Raw genomic sequence first — 19,530 nt, 5'->3', positions numbered from 1 at the left:
GTCTGGTATTGATATTTTGCTTTGCCAGAATTGAATAGGAGGACCTCTAGAAGAGGTATGAACTCGATTCTATCATAGAGTTTTATTCTAAATGTCATTGCTTTTAATATAAACAAAGAAGGCTGCCCAACAAGGCAGCCTTCTTTGTTTATCTATATGTGATAAGGACTATCAAGTTAGCCTAATCAGGTCTTTTACCGGCGATAGCAGTCTTCAGTCCATCTAAAGCAATGTATTGGTTTGCTAGATCTCGAAGTTCCTCAGCTGTTACGCCTCTTATAGTGCTGATGTAGTTATTGTAATGCTCATAAGGTAGTTTATGCAGTACTATGCGCTTATACCGGTCACATTGCTCAAATATAGTAGCTATGTCATTTAGGAACTTGCCGAGCATGTAGCTCTTTACTGTTTGTAACTCATCCTCAGGCACCAACTCTTCCTGCAGTAGCTTAACCTCTTTACGGATTTCTTCTATTGTTTTGTCAGTTACTTGATAGTTGACGTCGGTGCCTATGAAAAATAAGCTGTCATATTCTTTCGGCGATATGGCTGAATAGATACCATAGGTATAGCCTTTATCTTCCCGAATATTGCGCATTAGCCTTGATCCAAAATATCCACCTAATATTTCATTGAGCACTACGAGCTTATGATAGTCCTCATGCCCGATAATTGGAAACTGTTTGCCTAAGCGTATAGAAGACTGTAGGCTTTCTGGCATCAAGACAAAATCTTCAGGCTTGTTAGTCACAATTGTAGGTGAAGTTATGTCACTTGCTGCTTTTGCTAACTGCAGAGTTGATATCTCCTTTTCCAGCAGTTTTTCCAGGTCTTCATCGATAGCGCCGCAAGCAAATACTTCTAGCTGGTCCGTGCTGTACCTGCTCTTATAGAAGTTTGCTATCTCTTCTTTGGCTATAGTATCTAATGCATTTTCATCGAGGCCAAACACATAGGGGTGCTTTTCACCATAAACCAGTTTTGTGAAGCTGTGGGTTGCCAGATAGTTATTCTTCTGGCGCTGCACTTTCAGGTTTTGCTGATTTCGCTTGCGAAGGAGTTCAAACTCCTCTGTCGGGAAAATTGGGTTTTGCAGGACATCAAGCACTAATGGCAGCAGCTCTGGTACATATTTGCTCAGGCAATAAAGCGTGAACTCCGATCGGTCGTAGCCATGGTTATTTTCAAAAGAGGCTCCGTAATAGGCTACCTTCTCAGCAATCTGCTTGGCAGTGTAATTCATACTGCCTTCAAAGAGCATCTTGCCCGTCAGGTCAGCTAGGCCGGGCTGGTCTTCGTACCACTTACCCGCCTTAAAAACAAAATCCAGCCTGATAACAGGCTGGGTTTCGCTTTTTATATAATGCAGTCTCGCTCCGTTGCTTAGGTGACTTACCTCAGCGATTTGTAGCGTGACTGCTTCTATTTCATGTATTTCTGGTGCTTTTGTTCTATCAAGCATTCTGTAATTAGTTTTTTAATCTAAGTTTAGCGACAAGCTGAAGCGTATGGTTTCAGCAAGAGGATTACCTCTTTCGCTTGGGATCAGGTAAGCCGCGTCAATGCCAAATTTCTGGTAACGCAAACCTACACCAGTTGAGATATATTTTCTGTTACCTTTCTCCGGGTTTTCATAAAAATAACCAAGACGAGCAGCGAACAGGTTGTTATACCAATACTCTACACCACCGGAGAAGTTGATTTCTTTTAGTTCTTCACTGAATCCACCTGGTGCATCACCGAACGAAGTAAAGATACCGCTGATCACTGTCTGTGTGCTGTCAGCACCTGGTGATGGTACCAGCAGTTTGTTGGCATCAAGCACAAAAGTTAATGAGTTGTACTGGTCAAGGTTATACGTAATAGCGGTACCTAGTTTCAGGTTAGTAGGCAGAAAATCTTTTTGGTCGCCATTGGTATAGGCAATCTTACCACCGATGTTGGAGATGTTAGCTCCCAGGCCCAGGTTCAGGTTCTGAGAAAGATCGCGATTATAGTATACGCCCACGTCCACAGCAGCAGTGTTGCCTGGCTGCGATTCAAAAGGCGTAGCGCCACCACCAATTGTCACGTTGCCAGCCAGGTTCGAACGAATAAAGCGGGCACCTATACCTAAGCTGAAGTATTCACTCAAAGCTTGTCCGTAAGCAACTGATAGCGCATACTCCTTAGGAGAGAATTCTGTGATGTCGTTTCCGTTGGCATCGATAAACTGAATATCACCAAGGTCAAAATACAGAAGCGAGGCAGAGATAGCGGATGTTTCAGAGAGCTTCTTATAACCCGAGAGGTAGCTGAGTGACATGTCGTCCACGATATTTCGCAGCCATGGAGAATAAGAAAAACTTACACTCATGTCGTTCTGCACAAAGCCCAGCTTGGCAGGATTCCAGTGTGGTGTGTTCGCATCAGGGCTGATGGCAACACCCGCATCGCCTAAAGCAGCAGAGCGTGCATCCGGAGCTACGGTCAAAATCGGAACGGCAGTAGTTACCGTGCGTGAGTCCTGGCCAATAGTAGATGTTTGTGCTGATGCAAAGTGCACTGAAAAGAATGCAGCCACAAATGCAGTGGCTTTTACAAGTAGATTTTTCTTATACATATAGAGGGTATTGTTGCAAAATCAAATATAGAAATATTATAGGATTTTACTAATTCAAGAGCACAAGTTTCTCAAATCTAGTGGCCATAGCTCCATCATATAGAGAACGTACAGTGATTCGGTAAACGTATACGCCGCGTGCTAATGTGTCGTTAAATTCGTCTCTACCGTTCCAGTTTATTTCAGATAAGTGCGACTTGCTGGCGTAACTGGTTCCTTGGAGCGTTTTTACCAGTTTTCCTGATACGGTAAATATCTGTATATGGATATCTAAATTTTCACCCGCCCTGTTATGGTCAAAATGAAAAGTTGTATTCGTGGAGAATGGGTTCGGGTAATTTAGTAACTGCGTGATCGTTAGTTTTTCGTTATTTGATACGATAAACTCCAGACGCTCCTCTGCTGAATTGTTATGCGTGTCCCAGGCTTTCAGCGACAAGGTATGCGGACCTTCTTTCAGTTCTTTGAATGGATAGCGTATAGAGCCGGACTGATAGCTGTCGCGGTCGGAGGTGTAGTAGTCATTGAGCACAATGGCTTGGTCGGTGCCTTCATCCAATATGGCGATCATCTCGTGGCCCGATCCTATACCTGCCGTGTTCAGCCCGTTCTCGTCGAATAGCTTTGCCAGTAGTACCGGGTTCTGGCCTGTCGTGCCGCCAAATACGAAAGACTCGTCATCCATGAACAGCTTGATAACCGGAGGCGTGTTGTCCATGGCTATACCTGAGGCAGTGCCTCCAATGACCACTGCAGTGTCAGCTCCCATGGCGTCGTGGACAGCACTGCTGGCGTAGAGGCTGATCTTGCCGGTACCATAACGGTAGTCGATGTCTTTGGGAACAACAAAGCTCAGCTCAAAAGCGCCTGACTTAACAGAGGCCTGTCCGTCATACACAATGTTCTCGCGCAGCTGAACTGGTAAAGGCTGGTTGCCGCCAGGTATAGCTGGTTCGCCTGTGCGTTCGGGTGTGTTGTCGCCCAGAGTGCGGCGGGTAATCGGTTTCTCAAAAACAGTGATGTGCAAAGAGCCATCAAAATCAGTATCAATGCTGCCGTCTGCAGCCGTTACCACGCCTTTCATGTTCACCTTTCCCAGGGCCCCAAGCGTATCAGAAACGGCTTGCCTACCATTGATCTGTGTGATTTGTGCCTGCAAGTGCGGATAGGCCAGTTGTTGCGAAGGATCAGCCAGCAGCGTAAAGTTTCGGTTATTTACACCTCTTGATCCACCTGTTTCTGTCAGGCTGCTGTTTTTGGTCAGGCGCATGACATCACCCAATCGAGGCATACGACCGTTTACCGGGCTGAAAGCCGCTCTATAGAAGTTGCGATTGAGTACCCGGTTGTCGCTGGAGAAAACGGGACGCGTTGTGGTAAGGAGGCCAATGGCACCACCTTGTGAATTTAGCAAAGCAAGTTCAGCACCAGAGGAGCGCCTCGGGTCATCGTAGCGGCCGAATTCGCAGGTGGCGGTAAGCAGAAAAGTCAATCGGTCTTTGTTTCTCCAGTTGTTTATTTGCGGCACCGTCAGGATCTGCTCCCAGGCCCAGCTGACTTCGTTGCCATGTCCGGTATAATTTAGGATCAGGGAGCCTTGTTCTACAGCTTTGTCAATGGCAGCAACGGCTTCGGGCGAACGCTGGCCGTTGGCAACGGCTTCCTGCGGGTATAAATCCAGGTATACCTTGTTGGGATTGTAACTGATGTGCTGGCGCTCCAGGTAGCTGCTCAGGAACTCGGCGTCGTTCAGGTGCTCGTTGTAGTCTCCGTCGTCAGCCACAAAAGTTACCTGACTGCGCCATTTCCCAAAGTGTCCCGGGCTGTCGTAAGCAATAATTTTGTCAACTATTGTCGCAGCTTCTGTCGTGGTCTTCACAGGTAGTCGCCCTATACCTATATCAAGCAGGTGGTCACCGGTGCTGTTCTCGGCCCATTCGCCCTCGTCCTCATCCAGAAAGCCATAATAGTCTTCGGAAGAGTAGCTGCTGATCGGGTGCAGCGATTGCCTTGACTGATATACAGGTACAAAGTTAGTGTTGTTGGTCAGTCGGTTTTTATAATCGTAAGACGTATCTCCAAAGAGCAGCAGGTAAATTACATCGTCGCCCTGCTTGCTGCTGCGGTTGTAGAGCATGCGCATGTAGTCGCGTATGGCCGTCACATCCTGAGCTCCTGAGGAAAACTCGTTGTATACCTGTGTAGTGGTAACAACTGCAACCTGCATGTTACTATGCTGCCGACGGTGCGCTGCCAGGCGATTAGCCTCCTGCAAAAAACGGGGATGGGTCAGGATAACCAGATCGAGGTTGCCATCGAGGTTGTGGCTGTGCAGATCCTGGTTGGTCACCCTCCCAAAAGCTGCTGGTTTCAAGCCTGTGTTGTTCCTGAATGCCACAAACTCCCTGAGCACATCAGTTGGAGCACTAAAAGTTAAGTCTGAGCCGGAAACGTTTGTTTGCTGCACGATAGGCCGCAGCGGATCTGTCACATCCCATACCTGGGTGGTAGCAGGCGTACCTGCCAGACGGAACGTACTCACTGGGCTGGTTAGACTAGCCACGGAGCGGAAAGTGGTTTGGTCTCCGTAAAGCCTGAGCTGGCGTTCGTAGTTAAGTGTCAGGTAATTCAGGAAACCAAGGGCAGTAGAGTTGCTGCCTGTGCTGAAATTGATCCCTACCTTGAGCTCTGTCGGTTGCCCGAGTAGCTGCTGGTTTAAGGTATAGGTGCTGATGCTGTTGACGCCTTCCGGATGGTAAGGAAACGTGCCGCGGCCACTGATAGTCTGTGTGCCCAGGGTATGGCCGTTCAGACGCAAGGTATAGGAGCTCTCAGCCGATGAGTTTGCCATCAGGAAAGCCGTGAGCCTTACCTCAGATCCCGGCACCAGACCCGATACAGGCAGGCTGATCTCGCGGGAGGTTGTAAAGGCGCTGAAGTCCTCCCCATACCATTCCCTGCCGGAGTACACCATATTCTTCAGATCACGCTCGTGGTAAAGGCGCTCGTTATAGCTCGTGATAGTCTGGCCTGAACCACTTGCCTGACCACGCTCGCTTACCCGGAGGCCTTTGCCTGCACCCACCCGAATAAAATAATAAGCAGTATCGGAGTAGATGTTGTGGCTGTGGTGAAAGGCGGGGTTGACACCTGTAGCTTGCCAGGTATGAGGGCCGTGTGCATAAAACAGTACATAGTCTGCCTCGTCGAAGCGGCCGTCGGCTTCTCCTGCTATCCAGATGGCATTCTCCACAAGATCGTCAGGGCGAGGTGCGCTGTTGGGCTGCGGGAGCATACCGCCTCCATTTCCAAAGAGCTGCAATGTGCGTGGGTCCAGCTGCTGTGCATTAATGCCAAGTGACTGCAGCAGCGCTCTGTCGATGCGGTGTATACCTGACTCGGTTACGCCAATCTTATACCAGTTGCCTGTGCTAAGCACCGATGAAGTGGCGAATTGGCCTTGGGTACCTTCAATGCTTTGGGTGGCGTTGCGATATGTTTTCCCTTGCTGCGTAGCCGCTGTATTTTCCTGTGCCCTTGCATGGGGCGCTAGCAGGCTGGGGCCAAACAGCAGACAGGTATACAGCAGCAACGAAATCCGCATGGCAGACTTAGGTAAATGAATGGATAAGAAGCTGTATAAATTTACAGAAGATTATCCTTCCAGCTAAATAGATAATCGATAATTGCGACTACGCAGCAAGTTTGCCTTATTTGCATAAAGCTTAATCTTCTGGTACCGCTATACCTTGCGCTAAGCTTGTGGTGACTTTAATCCCATACGCAGCACGCTATTGTTCCCAGCGAAAGGTTCAGGTGGTAGGGGCTTTCTTGAAGATGGACAACACGACATACAGCACGATGATCAGCGGTATAGCTGCGAATTTGGCGAGTGCCAGCAAGATGACAGAGATACCCAGGAAAACGAAGCGGATAGCATTGTCTTTCCAGGTCAGGTTCTTGAATTTGAGCGCAAACAGCGGCAGTTCCGCTACCAGTAGGTATGAGAATACCACCGTTACCACCAGCAGGAAGTAAGGATTCAGGATAACGTTATGGTACAAGTTGCCGGAGGTGGCCAGTATCAGCGGCAGCGAACCGATAAACATAGAGCAGGCCGGCGTGGGTACGCCAATAAAAGACTCCGCCTGCCGCGTGTCGATGTTGAACTTGGCCAGGCGCAGTGCCGAGAAGATCGTGATCAGGAAGCCGAAGAATGGCAGAATGTCGGCAGGTATACCTAACACAGTAGCCTCCGCTTGTGAAAGCAGCGCAAACATGATAGCACCCGGTACGGCTCCAAACGAAACCATGTCAGCCAGCGAGTCCAGCTGCTTGCCTATCTCAGAGTAAGCCTTGAGCACGCGGGCCAGCATGCCATCCATAAAATCAAAAATAGCAGCTATACCAATCAGGTAGGCCGCATATTCCAGGCGAAAGTTAAACGCAAAGTACAGCGCCAGGCACCCACAAAACAGGTTAAGACAGGTGATGGCGTTAGGTATGTAGTTCTTCATCCGGAAGGCTTAGCGCAGGAATGGGTTATACTTTTTTTCGTAACCGATGGTAGTTTCAGGTCCGTGGCCTGGGTATACCACTGTTTCGTCCGGCAGCGTAAATAGTTTTGTTCTGATGCTGTTGATCAAGGTATCGAAGTCACCACCAGGCAAGTCGGTACGGCCAATGCTGCCTTTGAACAATACGTCGCCTCCGATGCATACCTTGTCGGGTTCACTGTAAAACACCACATGGCCGGGTGCGTGGCCGGGCGCAAAAATAATCTGCAGCTCGGTATTGCCAAATTTGACCGTGTCGCCTTCCTTGAGGTAATTAGTCGAGGCTTCCATGCCGCTGTACATCTGAAAACCGTAGTTCGGAGCATATACCGGCACAGCACGCAGAATCTCCAGCTCTTTTTCGTTTATCTCCAACTCTACCTTGTAAGTATCAGCTACAAACTTGTTGCCCAGCACATGGTCGATGTGGCAGTGGGTGTTGAGCAGGCGCACCACTTTCAGGTCGTTTGCTTCAATGTAGCGCTTCAGTTCCTGCTGTTCAGCTTGCTCATAGCAGCCAGGATCTACTACCACGCATTCCTTGGTGTCGTCGTGCAGCAGGTAAGTGTTTTCCTGGAAGGGGTTAAATGTAAGACAGGTGATGTTCATGTTGTTCTCGTTCAGAGGGCGCATAGCCCACAAATTCGGCTTCTAAGTTACGAACTTCAGGCGTAAGTCGTAAATTGCCTGTATGAATTATGACTATATAGTAGTGGGGCATGGCATTGCCGGCGCCGCACTTGCCTATACCTTACGCAAACAGGGCCAGCAGGTGCTGGTGATCGACGAACCTAAAGCAAACTCCGCCTCCCGTGTAGCCGCTGGCCTGGTAAACCCAGTGGCTGGTAAGCGCTTTGCCAAGTCCTGGCTTGTTGACACACTGCTGCCTTATGCCGATAGCTTTTACGGTGAGTTGGAGACCCGATTCAAGCAGCAACTCTACATTCACAAACCCATCTACAAAGTATTCTCTACCATAGAAGAGCAGAACAACTGGATGGCCAAAAGCGCCGAAGGAAACTGGAGCGAATACATTGGCGCCACCTATACCCAAAGCACCGGCCAGGAGTCTTCTGTTCAGGACCAATTTGGCGGTATTATGATCAGGAAAGGCGGCTACCTGCGCATAGCCGATACGCTTGACCTGTTGCTTCAAGAGCTGCAGCAGGAGAATGCGCTGTTGCAGGAGCGTTTTAAAATGAATCAGTTGCAACTGACAGAGCAGGGAGTAGCTTACAAAAACATAACGGCCAGGCACCTGGTTTTCTGTGAAGGCTGGCAGGTGGTGCAGAACCCGTACTTTAAATGGCTGCCGCTGCAGCCTACTAAAGGCGAAGTGCTGGAGGTGCAAACACAGGATTTTAATCCGGAATGCATCTATAATAAAGCCGTTTACGTTGTTCCGGTAGGAGAGGGCCGCTTCAAGATAGGGGCCACCTACAACTGGCGTCAACCCGACGAACTGCCAACCCCGGAAGGCAGGGAAGAACTGAGCGAGCGCTTTGAGCAGATTACCACACAATCTTACCAGGTGAGCAGGCACTGGGCCGGTATAAGACCTGCCGTGCGCGACCGCCGTCCGCTTATGGGCCGGCACCCGGAACATGCGCAGCTGAGCGTGTTCAATGGGATGGGCTCCAAAGGTGTGCTGATGGCGCCTTACCTGGCTGATGTATTTGCCAAGGCATTGATTGGAGGGGTAGAAATACTGCCAGACGTACACATTTCGAGATATTATTCGTTATATTACGACTACATAAAACACCATAACCAAGAACTCTAAGCGCATGCGTTTCTCCATAAGGTTATTGTTACTGTTCCTGTGCTGCGTTGCTGCAGGCGAAGTGGCTATGGCCCAGCCTAATGTGCAGACCTTTGGCCGGAGCCGAATTCAGTATAAGAACTTCGACTGGAAGCTCTACAGCACCCAGAACTTTAACATATACTTCTATGCCGGCGGCGACCAGTCGGCGCGCAATGCGGCGGAATATGCTGAGCGCGAACTAAAGCGCATCACCAGTTTTATTGGTTATTATCCTTACTCCAAGATCACACTCATCGTGTATAACTCGATGACGGACCTGAAGCAAAGCAACATTGGTATGCAGCGCGACCAGTTCCAGACCGGTGGCGAAACGCTCTTTATCAAAAACAAGCTGGAGCTGGCCTACGATGGTACGCAAACAGACTTCAAGCGTGACCTGAGTTATCAACTGACCGAGCTCCTGCTCAACGACATGATGTATGGCGGCAGCCTGAAAGAGGCGCTGCAGAGCAGCTACCTGCTGCGCCTGCCTGACTGGTTTATCAGTGGCGTAGCAGCTTATACTGCCGAGGGCTGGAGCCTGCGCATGGACAACTATGTGCGCGACATGCTGATGGTCAACAGCAAAGCCCGCATGGAAGACGTACTGGCCCGCGACCAGGAGTTGGGCGGCCAGGCTGTCTGGAATTACATTGCCGAACGCTATGGCTATACCTCCATTCAAAATATCCTGAACCTGACACGCATTACCCGCGATACCGAGGTGGGCATTACCAGCAGCCTGAACATTCCATACAAGCGTTTCCTGCAGGACTGCCACAACTACTACATGCAGATCAACACCCGCGGCGAGAATCCGCTGGTGAGCCTGCCTGCCGAGAATAAAGTATTCCAGAAGAACAAAAAAGACAATCATTATACCCAACCTGTGCTGAACCCGGCCGGAACGCTGATGGCTTATGCCGAAAACGAGAATGGCAGCTATCAGATTATCGTGAAGGAGGTGGGAAGCAACCGCAGCCGTGTGGTGTGGAAGAGCGGGTATAAGACCGTTGACCAGCGCATCGACTACAAGTTGCCTGTGCTGGCCTGGCGTACCAATACCCAGCTTGGTTTTGTGGAAGCAAGGAGAGGCCAGATGGTGTTGCGGCAGATCAACTCTACCCGCCGGCGCTCCCGTATTCCGGTGTTTGACGACATACGCACCCCTGCCGTAACGCTTAACCAGTTTTCGCAGGTGCGTGACATGAGCTACTCCGAAGACGGCAGCACCCTGTTAATAAGCGCTGTGCGTGATGGACAGACAGACCTATACCTGCTCTCCAGCGGCGGGCGTATGCAGCAGCAGCTCACCAACGACATTTACGACGACATACAGCCGGTCTTCCTGAAGGGAGGAAGCAACAACATCGCTTTCAGCTCTAACCGCTTCGTGGACACAACAGGGCAGACAGCCACAGGTAGTTTTGCGAGTGTGGTAAACAATTACGACATCTTCCTGATGTCGCGTGACGGGGGCAATGCCCGGCAAATCACTTTCTCCATTGCAAGTGAGCTTCGTCCGCGCGCCACAGATGACGGCAACCTGGTATACCTGAGCGAAGAGACCGGTGTGCGTAGCCTGTATAGATATGATATTGCCACGGGTACTAGCCGTCCTATCACCAACTTCCTGCAGGATATCGAGAGCTATGACGTAGGAGGAAGTGCAAATACACTGGTGCTGACGGCCAGAGACAATGCCCGTAGCTTTGTTTACGCTTTCCCGACATTCAGTCCTACCACCCAGGACTCGCTCCCTAAGACCTCACGGCAGATCATACTGGAAACCCGCGCCCGAAGCGCCGCCGCGGCAACAACTGCTACCACACGCAAAATAGTGGAAGGCGCTACTACGCGGAAGAGAACGCCACGCCAGGGGGAGGTAGACATTGAAAACTACCAGTTTGAGAGCGATGCCAAAGAGCAGCAGGAAACCGAAGCAAAGGCCAAAACACAGGCCGCAGCACCGCAGCGTGCCCGTACAACTGATGGTGGCGTACCAATTGCAGGCCCTGTAAATTATGACTTGCGCTTTAGTGTGCAGGAAGTGATTACGTCGGTATACGCTGATCCGCAGCTGGGCTTTGGTATAGTGGCTGGCGTGAACATGAGCGACCTGTTTGAGAATCACCATATCCGGGGCAGCGCTTTTATCCGCACCGACCTCGAGACCAGCCGCATGTTTGCCGAGTACATGAACCTCAAAAACCGTTTCGACATCGGCTTACAGTACCGACGTGATGTGATCGTGGGGCAGGCTCCGGAGTTTCCGGGCTCTGTGGTGCGCTTCGGCAAACACGAGTTCTCTCCTACCCTGGTATACCCGCTCAGCTACAGCACCAGCATCCGCATGCAGCCCAGGTTTGTGAACACGCGCTTTACCTACATCAACAGTTTTGTGACACCAGACAGGATCGATTACTTCGGTGGCGGTAGTGTGGAGCTGGTATTTGACAACTCCGTGGTGCGGGGTGTGAACATGCTGGAAGGCACCCGCATGAAAGCAGGCATTATGAGCCTGAAAAACTTTGAGCACAGTTCTGAGAACTTCAGTAAGTTTTACCTGGATGTGCGCCACTACCAGAAAATTCACCGGCAAATCACGCTGGCAGGGCGCATCAACTATGGCACTTTCTTCGGCAATGCACCCAAAAACTTCCTGATCGGGGGCATGGACAACTGGCTCTTCGCATCAGAAGACGACGGCAACCCACGTGATGCGGTTGTGGTGAGAACGCCAGCCGACCTGTTTTACCTCGATTACACAACTCCGCTTCGTGGCTTCAATTTTAATGCGCGCCGGGGTTCTAAAGTGCTGCTGGCCAATCTGGAATTGCGTGTACCTATTGTGCAGTATCTCTATGATGGACCTATACCATCGGGCTTCTTCCGCAACCTGCAGTTCATCGCATTTGGTGACGCTGGCTCAGCTTACAACGGAACCAACCCATTCACGGGCAATAACTCCATTAATACCCGCGTGATAGGTGGCCGTATAGACCAGACCAACACGAGTCCGTTCGAGATCACGGTGATCAACTACCGTAACCCGTTCTTGTTGGGCTATGGCGTTGGCGCACGAACTACTTTGTTTGGGGTATACGGCAAGGTTGACATGGCCTGGAGCCAGGAGGACAATTCCCGCAGAGGACCTAAGTTTTACATCACCTTAGGTTACGACTTCTAACAGAGGCATGAACCGGAAAACCAAACGATTTGGTATTGGCTTTATTCTGGTGATCGGTCTGGCAGCCGCCTGGCTGCACATGGCCGACAAAAACTATGTGTACAAAGCTTTGTACCACAACTTTGCTGATATTGATGATCACCTGATCTTCCACCAGCGTAAGATCAAGGCTGCTGATGAGCCCCAGCCCTGGCCGCTTGCGACTAACTACAATCAGCTTACGCTGCCGCAGGAGTTGCAGCAGCTTCACAAGGAGCTAGAGTCAGTTGCCTTCGTAGTTGTGCACCGCGACTCACTTCTGTATGAACAGTACTGGGATGGCTATTCAGAAGAGTCGCTGAGCAACTCGTTTTCGGTGGCCAAAAGTATCGTGAGCATCCTGGTAGGTATAGCCCTGCAGGAGGGAGCGATCCAAAGTATAGACCAGCCGGTAGGGGACTTTTTGCCGGAGTTCAGAGAAGGAGCTAAGGCGAAGATCACGCTCCGGCACCTGCTCTGGATGAGCTCCGGTCTGAACTGGGATGAGTCTTATGGCAACCCCTTTTCGGTTACTACAGAGGCCTACTATGGGTCTGACTTGAAGAAAGTGATCCGAAGGCTGGAAGCGGTGGAGGAACCCGGGCAGGCCTTCTCTTATAAAAGCGGTGATACCCAGATACTGGCTTTCGTGCTGGAAGCGGCCACCGGCCAAAGGCTGGCAGACTATGCCGAAGAGAAACTGTGGCGTCCACTTGGAGCCGAGCAGAAGGCCGAGTGGAGCATCGACCATCCCCTTGGAAACGAGAAAGCCTATTGCTGCTTCTTTTCCAATGCCCGCGATTTCGCCCGCATCGGGCAGCTATACCTGCAAAAGGGGGGCTGGCAAGGTGATACCCTTGTATCGCCGGAGTACGTGCAGGCTTCGCTTACCCCAAGCGGCCTGACGGATGCCAATACCGGTGATCCTACCAGGCACTATGGCTACCAGTGGTGGTTACTGCCAGACTACAAAGGCCAATCCATCTTCTACGCACGAGGCATACTGGGGCAGTACATTATCGTTATACCTGAGAAAGAGCTTGTGATTGTGCGACTTGGCAAGAAAAGGGGCGAGCGCATCGACCGGCATCCTGCTGAGGTCATGGGTATGATCGATGCGGTAAATCAAATGGTACCTTAAGTATAAAATCCACTCAAAAAAGAGAAGGCTAGGACCGGAATTCCATCGCCATGTCAGGACCCCGCTGCCTGACCGGTTTTGAGCTTTTAACTTTCCGTCTGCGTATAAGTGAGGAATTATAGCTAATTTGCCGGAACATCATCTTATATAGTGCTTATGTTGCAGTCCATGACAGGCTATGGCAGTGCCCGCCTCGATACTGACCAGTATTCCATTAACGTCGAAATCAGATCGCTCAACTCCAAGGGTATGGACCTGTCCGTGCGCCTGCCACGCTTCCTGTCGGAGCGTGAGTACGAGATCCGCACCATGCTTACAAAAGCACTTGTGCGAGGCAAAGTGAGCATCTGTGTTGACTACGCCAGAAACAAAGCGCAGAAAGCCAAGAGCAACATCAATAAAGACCTGCTCAAAGCATACTACGAGGAGCTGAATGCGGCTGCCGATATGGTGGGCGGATCTAAAAACGACCTTTTCCGGTTAGCCCTGCACATGCCAGATGTGCTGCAACAGGACCAGGGCGAAGACGAGGAAGGCGAAGCCGACTGGGATACAGTACAGCCGCTGGTGCAGCAGGCGATCGAGAGCATCAACGCATTCCGGGCTGATGAAGGCAAGGCACTCACTGCGGAGATCATGTCCTACATCGATCGCATCCGGATACTGCTGGCTGAGGTCGAAAAACAAGACCCGGTGCGCATGGAGCACATCCGCAACCGCATCAAAAACCATATCACTGAAATATCAACCTCAGACCACTACGACCAGAACCGCTACGAGCAGGAGATGATCTACTACATGGAAAAGCTTGATATAGCGGAAGAGAAAGTTCGCCTGATCAACCACCTGCATTACTTCACGGAAACGGTTTACCTGCCGGAGCCTACTGGCAAGAAGCTAGGTTTCATTTCGCAGGAGATCGGCCGGGAAATCAATACGATCGGTTCCAAAGCCAACGACGCGGCCATACAGCACCAAGTCGTGGAAATGAAAGAAGAACTGGAAAAGATAAAAGAGCAAATCAACAATATTCTGTAGCAAACCTGCTACCGAGCTAACTTAAAGCAGCTGCCCACACAGGTAGCTGCTTTTTTGTGATCAGTAGTTGAGGTAGCTTGGCAGAGGGTTAGTGTTTGAACACTCGCTAACAAAAAGAAGCGGCGGATAATTTTTTTGAAATTTTTTTCAGTTCCGGATACACATTGTTATTGCAACCCAGTTTCATAAGCATCCTTAAATTCTTATATAATTTATATTTAATGTTTATTATTTCCGAAACTTTTCCAGAGGGTTAAAAATGCTGTTAAAACGCTGATTTTCAGAATGATTAGCCTGTTGCATGGCTGGTTGTTTTCATCTATATTTCGTCATGTTTAACTATAAAAATATATTTTAATGAAAACAACACGCTTACTTTCGCTCCTGGCCCTAGCGGTCATGTTTGGTTTCTCCTCTTGCCAGAAAGAAGAGGCAGAAGTAACAGCCAATGAGATCTCACCCCTCACCATGGCTAAAATCTCAGAGATGGGTTTCAACACCGACAATGTGCAGCGCACCGAGGGCGGCTACATTGTGGAGGGTGACATCTTCTTCTCTGACAGCGACCTGCAGACCTCTCCTGAAACCACTGCCCTGCGCGTGGGTGAGGAGGAGCAGTACCGCACCAACAACCTGGTAAGCGTGGGCTCCAGTCGCACCATCAACGTGGCGATCACCACCAGCCTGCCTTCTTCCTATGTGACGGCGCTCGACGAGGCCATCCGCCGCTTCAACGCTGAGAACCTGCGACTGAAGTTCCGCCGCGTGTCCTCGGGCTACAACATCCTGGTGTCGAAGGCGCCAAGCGGCTCTTCTTACCTAGCCTCTGCCGGTTTCCCTTCCGGTGGCAACCCCTACAACGCCATCCGCGTGAACTCCGACTACCTGGGCTCTAATCCGGGCACCAACTACCTGGCCACGATCCTCGCGCACGAGATAGGCCACACGATCGGCTTCCGCCACACCGACTACATGAACAGAGCCTACAGCTGCGGCGGTTCGTACTACAACGAGGGTGCCTCTACAGTGGGTGCTGTGCACATCCCGGGCACACCGACAGGAGCTGATCCTAACTCCTGGATGCTGGCCTGCATCGGCACTGGCGTGAACCGCTACTTCAACTCCAACGACAGAACAGCTCTGAGATACCTGTATCAGTAATCCGGAGCGTTCAACTATGGTCTGAGAAGCACAGTTCCCGGCAGGGAGCTGTGCTTTTTTTGTGCCTATTCTCAAGCACAGCAGCGAGGTATAGGTATAGGTATAGGTATAGGTATAGGTATGCGGTTTGATAAGGATGGCTGGGAATCCGGTCGATGCTGGGATTTACCTGATCAGGACTGTTAAGCCCTGCAATTTCAGAGCTTACTGCAACACCATTTTACTCGACAGGACTTTCCCTTTTTCATTGGTAAGGCGGATGATGTAGAGCCCGGGGGGAAGGCCTTTCGTCTGCAATTCCTTCAGCATCCCTGTTTCCTGCGATTCCTGTACAAATCTGCCCAGGCGATCAAAGACCTGAACTTTTACCGTTTCGCTTTCCACAGCTACAAACACAGTCTCGCCTGCTGTTGCCGGATTAGGGTATACCTGTACAAAGTTCTTCGGAGTATGAATTACCTTCTCCTCCTGGCTATATATCATTTTGCCATCGGTTGTGGTGACACTTGCCCGGTACACATTGCGGCCAGGGATAGGACTTTCGTCTATGAACTGGTAGCGTAGGCTGGATGACGGGGTACCGGCGTGAATAGTCTTAAATCCGTCTTTTTCTAAGCGCTCCAGGCGCAGGTATGCCAACTGGTGCGTGGTGCTGAGGCTTAGGGAGAAGCGTGCCACATCAGGAGTCACTAACTGGCGGGGCTGAAAGTTACTGATGTAGCAGGGGGATGTCTCAGCCTCGGCAGTGATGCTTCGGCTGTAGGTGGCCTGGATGCCCTGAATGAGCGGTGCCATTGCCAGGTAACTGCCTTGGAGTAAGCTTCTGTCTACTATAGCAAGGGTGTCAGTTGTCTTCAGAAGCGGTTCCAGATGGGTAGCACCTAACTGGAATAGCTGATACTCCTGGGCATTGGATTGTCTGGACCAGTGCAGCATCACCTGTTCCTCGCAGTTAAAGCCGATCCGTAGATCTGCTGGCCGGGCCAGGATGAACTCATCTGTTTGCAGGTCTATACCTTTGCTGAGCATGCGGAGCTGTGCTAATGCTGCTGTGTCCGGGGTTTGCCAGGTATAGCTGCCCTGCCCCAGATCTACACCTTCGGCTATAGTATACCAGGTATCAGAAGCCTGTAGGCGGTACTGCAGTGTGCCTGTTCCAGCAGTAGTTGTGCCAGCATGCCAGGCAAGGCGGTTGGGGTGTCCGGCTGTGAGGGTAGAGGCGGTAACAGGGTATAGCCATTCCATGCCCTGCTCCAGTTCATACACCAGGCTGAACTCCTGCGGTCCCAGTGGTACTTTATAGCCGGTCACTTGCAAGGTATAGGTGCCGGCTGCTGGTGCTTCCAGTGTGATCTGTTCTACGTTGTTCAGGCGGTCGATGCTTCGCCGTGCTGGTCGGTGCAGCGAGTCGGGATGTGGGTAAGTGCTCAGTACCCAGGGCCGCCAGTTCTTGCCCGAGGAGGTATGGCGCAGCACCAGATCCAGGTCGTTTATAAGCGCACGTTCGGCATTAGGATCCGCTTCAGGGTCGTGCCATACCAGGGTTGCCTTCAGCTGGCGTACCCCTGCGGGTACTTTCAGCTGTATGCTGCGGGATTGACCTGTTGCTACAGCATCCAATTTGAAATGCTGCGCTTGTATGGTTCGAAGCGCCCCGAGTGCATCGGCATTGCCAAATCCTGATACAAAATCAGGTCCTGGGCTGCCTACTTCATCGGCACTGTTGATCAAAGCTGCTTTCACCAGTGAGGCTGGTGGCAGACTGCCATACTGTGCCTTGTAAGACTGCTGCACTAGCAAGGCTATACCTGAAACCACAGCGGCGGCCTGTGAAGTGCCCCCGGCACCATGCGCTACCAGTTCAGGTTTGATGCGGCCGTCATAAGCAGGACCTCTGGAACTGAGCATACCGACCTGCCCATCCGGGTCTAATGCTCCTACGCTCAGCGTGTTTTTGGAGGTCTTGAACTGCCCTGTCAGGTTGGCTATACCTGGTAGGTTGGCATAGGTACCGCTTGTTTCAGATTTGTCACCACTGTTGCCCGACGAAAATACGTGAAGCAACTCAGGATGCTGATAGCTCAGTTGGTCATAGGCCTGCGCCTCCAGGCCATAGTAGTTCTCCACACCCACACCATAGGAGTGATTTTGCACGCTTATACCTTGAGTCAGCAGTGTCTCGCTCTCGTCAGGGAACAGCTCCTCGAAGCTTGAGTGCGCGATAAGGGTATGCTGCGTCACACCTTTACCATTCGGACCGGTATTGCCGGCGCCTGCTATCAGGGTGGCCATAGTCGTAGCGTGCGGACTGCGGTTGCCCTCCATTGACTCTGGGTCAATAACACGACCTTGCAGATCAATGTCGTCCGGATCAAAGGCGTATTCCTTTACCGACACCGCCATGCCTTGCCCGGTCAGCTCTGGAAATTCGGCCTGAGCCGCATAGATGTTGTTCACCACGAAGTCAGCGTCTCGCAGCTCCAGCTCCTCTATGGCCTGGCGGTTGGGCTTGTCTATGTACAGTACTTCAGGGGAGTCAGCCAGCTGCAGTAATTGAGCTGGGTTGAGGCCGCTTATCAGCAAAGTGTTGGGGCGCTCGCCTTGCTCGGATACCGTTGCGTCTAGTCGCTGCTGCTTCAGCCAGGTATAGAACCGCTCTTTGTCCGATACTCTGATGCGGTAAGAAGCACTTGGAAGTTCTCTGGAGAGCTGTTGCAGGTGAGGCGCCAGTTTGCGGACTGCCTGTATGGGAAGTGATGGTTCTGCTTGTTGTGCCTGGAGGTGGAGCGGGAGAAGCGCCAGCAGGCAAAGCACTGGTACCCAAAATGTTTGTTTAAGTTTGTAGCGTGGTGGCATAGAGCAGACGTAAGAGTAAAGCTCAGTTTCTATCTTGGTAGAGTAGCACTAAAGCTAATCAATAGCTGCCATATAGGCAATAGCTAATAAAGCTGGATTTGTTGAAAATCAGGACTATACCAGGGAAGAGGCAGGGCTGTTAAGTTCTAGCAAATTCTCCCCTTGAGGACTACCGAGAACGTGAGTTCGAAGGTAGCGAGCGTAGCTCTCAGAGGGGTGTTAATTGGAGCAGGTAAATTTCAAATTGGCCATGATTAGCATTTTAGCACCGAACTCACACCCCTATAATCCCCTCAAGGGAATACTACAAAGTAGAACTTAACACTCTTGGCTGGGAAGGGGGACGCAGGGAGAATATACTGGCGTAATCTACATTTTGTAGATCCACTTGAAGAGCAGGATGCCGATTATGCAGCCGATGGTGTTACTGAGTACGTCGATGATGTCGCCCTGGCGGCCAGGTATAAGGAAGTGCTGCAGCAGCTCGATCGCGATGCCGAACATGGAGCTCACAAAAAAGGCTGTGCGGATGGCATAGTGCTGCACACGCGGGAAAGTAAACTGTTTTTTCAGACCCACTGTCATCAGGTAAGTGAGTACGGCAAACATGAAGGCGTGCGCAAATGAATCAAAAGAAAAGATCTCCCAGATCGAAAGGGAGGGCATAGAAGAGGAGGGCAGCAGCGTCAAAACCATGATCACTGCTGCCCAAATAATGGTAAAGAAATTATACCTTAGGATCAAACCTGCTTCTATACGTTCAAGATTACTGACCGATTACTTCGCGGTAGCCTTCAACCGTCAACAGGCCTTCTACTTCGCTAGCGTCGTCGATAGACATTTTGATGATCCAGCCGTCGCCGTAAGGGTCAGAGTTCACCAGTTCAGGGCTACCGTCCAACTTGTCGTTGAACTCCAGCACAGTGCCGCTCAGTGGGCTGAACAGGTCAGATACCGTCTTCACGGCCTCAACTGTACCGAACACATCGTTCTGACCAATCTGCTTGTCCACCGTGTCGATGTCAACATAAACGATGTCGCCCAGCTCGCTCTGTGCGAAATCCGTGATGCCTACGTAAGCTACGTCGCCTTCTACGCGCACCCACTCGTGGTCTTTGGTATACTTTAGGTTGTCAGGTAAATTCATTTTTATCGCTTTGGGTT

Annotated in this window: 13 protein-coding genes; 5 read left to right on the top strand and 8 right to left on the bottom strand. The window is 50.9% G+C overall.

The features are described from left to right. Positions 1-181 precede the first annotated feature (181 nt). From AC5FXQ_RS04365 to AC5FXQ_RS04345, 5 genes are all read right to left on the bottom strand, one after another. Positions 182-1,462, bottom strand: a complete 1,281-nt coding sequence (locus AC5FXQ_RS04365; RefSeq protein ID WP_493601259.1) for a M16 family metallopeptidase — start codon at positions 1,460-1,462, stop codon at positions 182-184. A gap of 15 nt (positions 1,463-1,477) precedes the next feature. Then, entirely contained in the window at positions 1,478-2,602 is a 1,125-nt protein-coding gene (gene porV / locus AC5FXQ_RS04360) for a type IX secretion system outer membrane channel protein PorV (protein WP_493601258.1), read from the bottom strand. Between the two features lie 49 nt (positions 2,603-2,651). Continuing rightward, a complete protein-coding gene (porU, locus tag AC5FXQ_RS04355; RefSeq protein ID WP_493601257.1) occupies positions 2,652-6,206 on the bottom strand; it encodes a type IX secretion system sortase PorU in 3,555 nt (1,184 codons plus the stop codon). 208 nt (positions 6,207-6,414) lie between these two features. After that, entirely contained in the window at positions 6,415-7,119 is a 705-nt protein-coding gene (gene pssA, locus AC5FXQ_RS04350) for a CDP-diacylglycerol--serine O-phosphatidyltransferase (protein ID WP_493601256.1), read from the bottom strand. A gap of 9 nt (positions 7,120-7,128) precedes the next feature. After that, positions 7,129-7,791 (bottom strand): MBL fold metallo-hydrolase, encoded by a 663-nt coding sequence (locus AC5FXQ_RS04345; protein WP_493601255.1) that lies wholly within the window; start codon positions 7,789-7,791, stop codon positions 7,129-7,131. 58 nt (positions 7,792-7,849) lie between these two features. On the opposite strand from AC5FXQ_RS04345, the gene AC5FXQ_RS04340 reads away from it, so the two are divergent. The 5 genes from AC5FXQ_RS04340 (at position 7,850) to AC5FXQ_RS04320 (ending at position 15,510) form a co-directional block, all read left to right on the top strand. After that, positions 7,850-8,941, top strand: coding sequence for an NAD(P)/FAD-dependent oxidoreductase (locus tag AC5FXQ_RS04340; protein ID WP_493601254.1), 1,092 nt, complete (start codon positions 7,850-7,852; stop codon positions 8,939-8,941). A 67-nt stretch (positions 8,942-9,008) separates the two neighbouring features. Next, complete coding sequence (locus AC5FXQ_RS04335) at positions 9,009-12,152, top strand: hypothetical protein (protein ID WP_493601253.1); 3,144 nt, start codon at positions 9,009-9,011, stop codon at positions 12,150-12,152. A gap of 7 nt (positions 12,153-12,159) precedes the next feature. Continuing rightward, positions 12,160-13,311, top strand: coding sequence for a serine hydrolase domain-containing protein (locus tag AC5FXQ_RS04330; RefSeq protein WP_493601252.1), 1,152 nt, complete (start codon positions 12,160-12,162; stop codon positions 13,309-13,311). Between the two features lie 156 nt (positions 13,312-13,467). Further along, positions 13,468-14,349, top strand: a complete 882-nt coding sequence (locus AC5FXQ_RS04325) for a YicC/YloC family endoribonuclease (protein ID WP_493601251.1) — start codon at positions 13,468-13,470, stop codon at positions 14,347-14,349. 357 nt (positions 14,350-14,706) lie between these two features. After that, positions 14,707-15,510: a M57 family metalloprotease gene (locus AC5FXQ_RS04320; RefSeq protein ID WP_493601250.1), complete on the top strand. Its 804-nt coding sequence runs from the start codon at positions 14,707-14,709 to the stop codon at positions 15,508-15,510. Positions 15,511-15,714: 204 nt separating this feature from the next. Here the strand turns inward: AC5FXQ_RS04320 and AC5FXQ_RS04315 are convergent, their stop codons facing one another. From AC5FXQ_RS04315 to gcvH, 3 genes are all read right to left on the bottom strand, one after another. Continuing rightward, on the bottom strand, positions 15,715-18,366 hold the full coding sequence (locus AC5FXQ_RS04315; RefSeq protein WP_493601249.1) for a S8 family serine peptidase: 2,652 nt from the start codon (positions 18,364-18,366) through the stop codon (positions 15,715-15,717). Between the two features lie 369 nt (positions 18,367-18,735). Beyond that, on the bottom strand, positions 18,736-19,062 hold the full coding sequence (locus AC5FXQ_RS04310; RefSeq protein WP_493601248.1) for a VanZ family protein: 327 nt from the start codon (positions 19,060-19,062) through the stop codon (positions 18,736-18,738). 70 nt (positions 19,063-19,132) lie between these two features. Then, complete coding sequence (gene gcvH, locus AC5FXQ_RS04305; protein ID WP_007655448.1) at positions 19,133-19,513, bottom strand: glycine cleavage system protein GcvH; 381 nt, start codon at positions 19,511-19,513, stop codon at positions 19,133-19,135. Positions 19,514-19,530 lie beyond the last annotated feature (17 nt).

The sequence above is a fragment of the Pontibacter sp. LHS1 genome (assembly GCF_058932855.1).
Note: the sequence above shows the minus strand (reverse complement) of the source record. Positions and strands in the feature narration are given on the sequence as shown.

Bases quoted from the DNA above. Each gene is read 5' to 3' on its own strand.
- AC5FXQ_RS04365 (WP_493601259.1), bottom strand. From the start codon at position 1,462: ATGCTTGATAGAACAAAAGCACCAGAAATACATGAAATAGAAGCAGTC.
- porV (WP_493601258.1), bottom strand. From the start codon at position 2,602: ATGTATAAGAAAAATCTACTTGTAAAAGCCACTGCATTTGTGGCTGCA.
- porU (WP_493601257.1), bottom strand. From the start codon at position 6,206: ATGCGGATTTCGTTGCTGCTGTATACCTGTCTGCTGTTTGGCCCCAGC.
- pssA (WP_493601256.1), bottom strand. From the start codon at position 7,119: ATGAAGAACTACATACCTAACGCCATCACCTGTCTTAACCTGTTTTGT.
- AC5FXQ_RS04345 (WP_493601255.1), bottom strand. From the start codon at position 7,791: ATGCGCCCTCTGAACGAGAACAACATGAACATCACCTGTCTTACATTT.
- AC5FXQ_RS04340 (WP_493601254.1), top strand. From the start codon at position 7,850: ATGAATTATGACTATATAGTAGTGGGGCATGGCATTGCCGGCGCCGCA.
- AC5FXQ_RS04335 (WP_493601253.1), top strand. From the start codon at position 9,009: ATGGCCCAGCCTAATGTGCAGACCTTTGGCCGGAGCCGAATTCAGTAT.
- AC5FXQ_RS04330 (WP_493601252.1), top strand. From the start codon at position 12,160: ATGAACCGGAAAACCAAACGATTTGGTATTGGCTTTATTCTGGTGATC.
- AC5FXQ_RS04325 (WP_493601251.1), top strand. From the start codon at position 13,468: ATGTTGCAGTCCATGACAGGCTATGGCAGTGCCCGCCTCGATACTGAC.
- AC5FXQ_RS04320 (WP_493601250.1), top strand. From the start codon at position 14,707: ATGAAAACAACACGCTTACTTTCGCTCCTGGCCCTAGCGGTCATGTTT.
- AC5FXQ_RS04315 (WP_493601249.1), bottom strand. From the start codon at position 18,366: ATGCCACCACGCTACAAACTTAAACAAACATTTTGGGTACCAGTGCTT.
- AC5FXQ_RS04310 (WP_493601248.1), bottom strand. From the start codon at position 19,062: ATGGTTTTGACGCTGCTGCCCTCCTCTTCTATGCCCTCCCTTTCGATC.
- gcvH (WP_007655448.1), bottom strand. From the start codon at position 19,513: ATGAATTTACCTGACAACCTAAAGTATACCAAAGACCACGAGTGGGTG.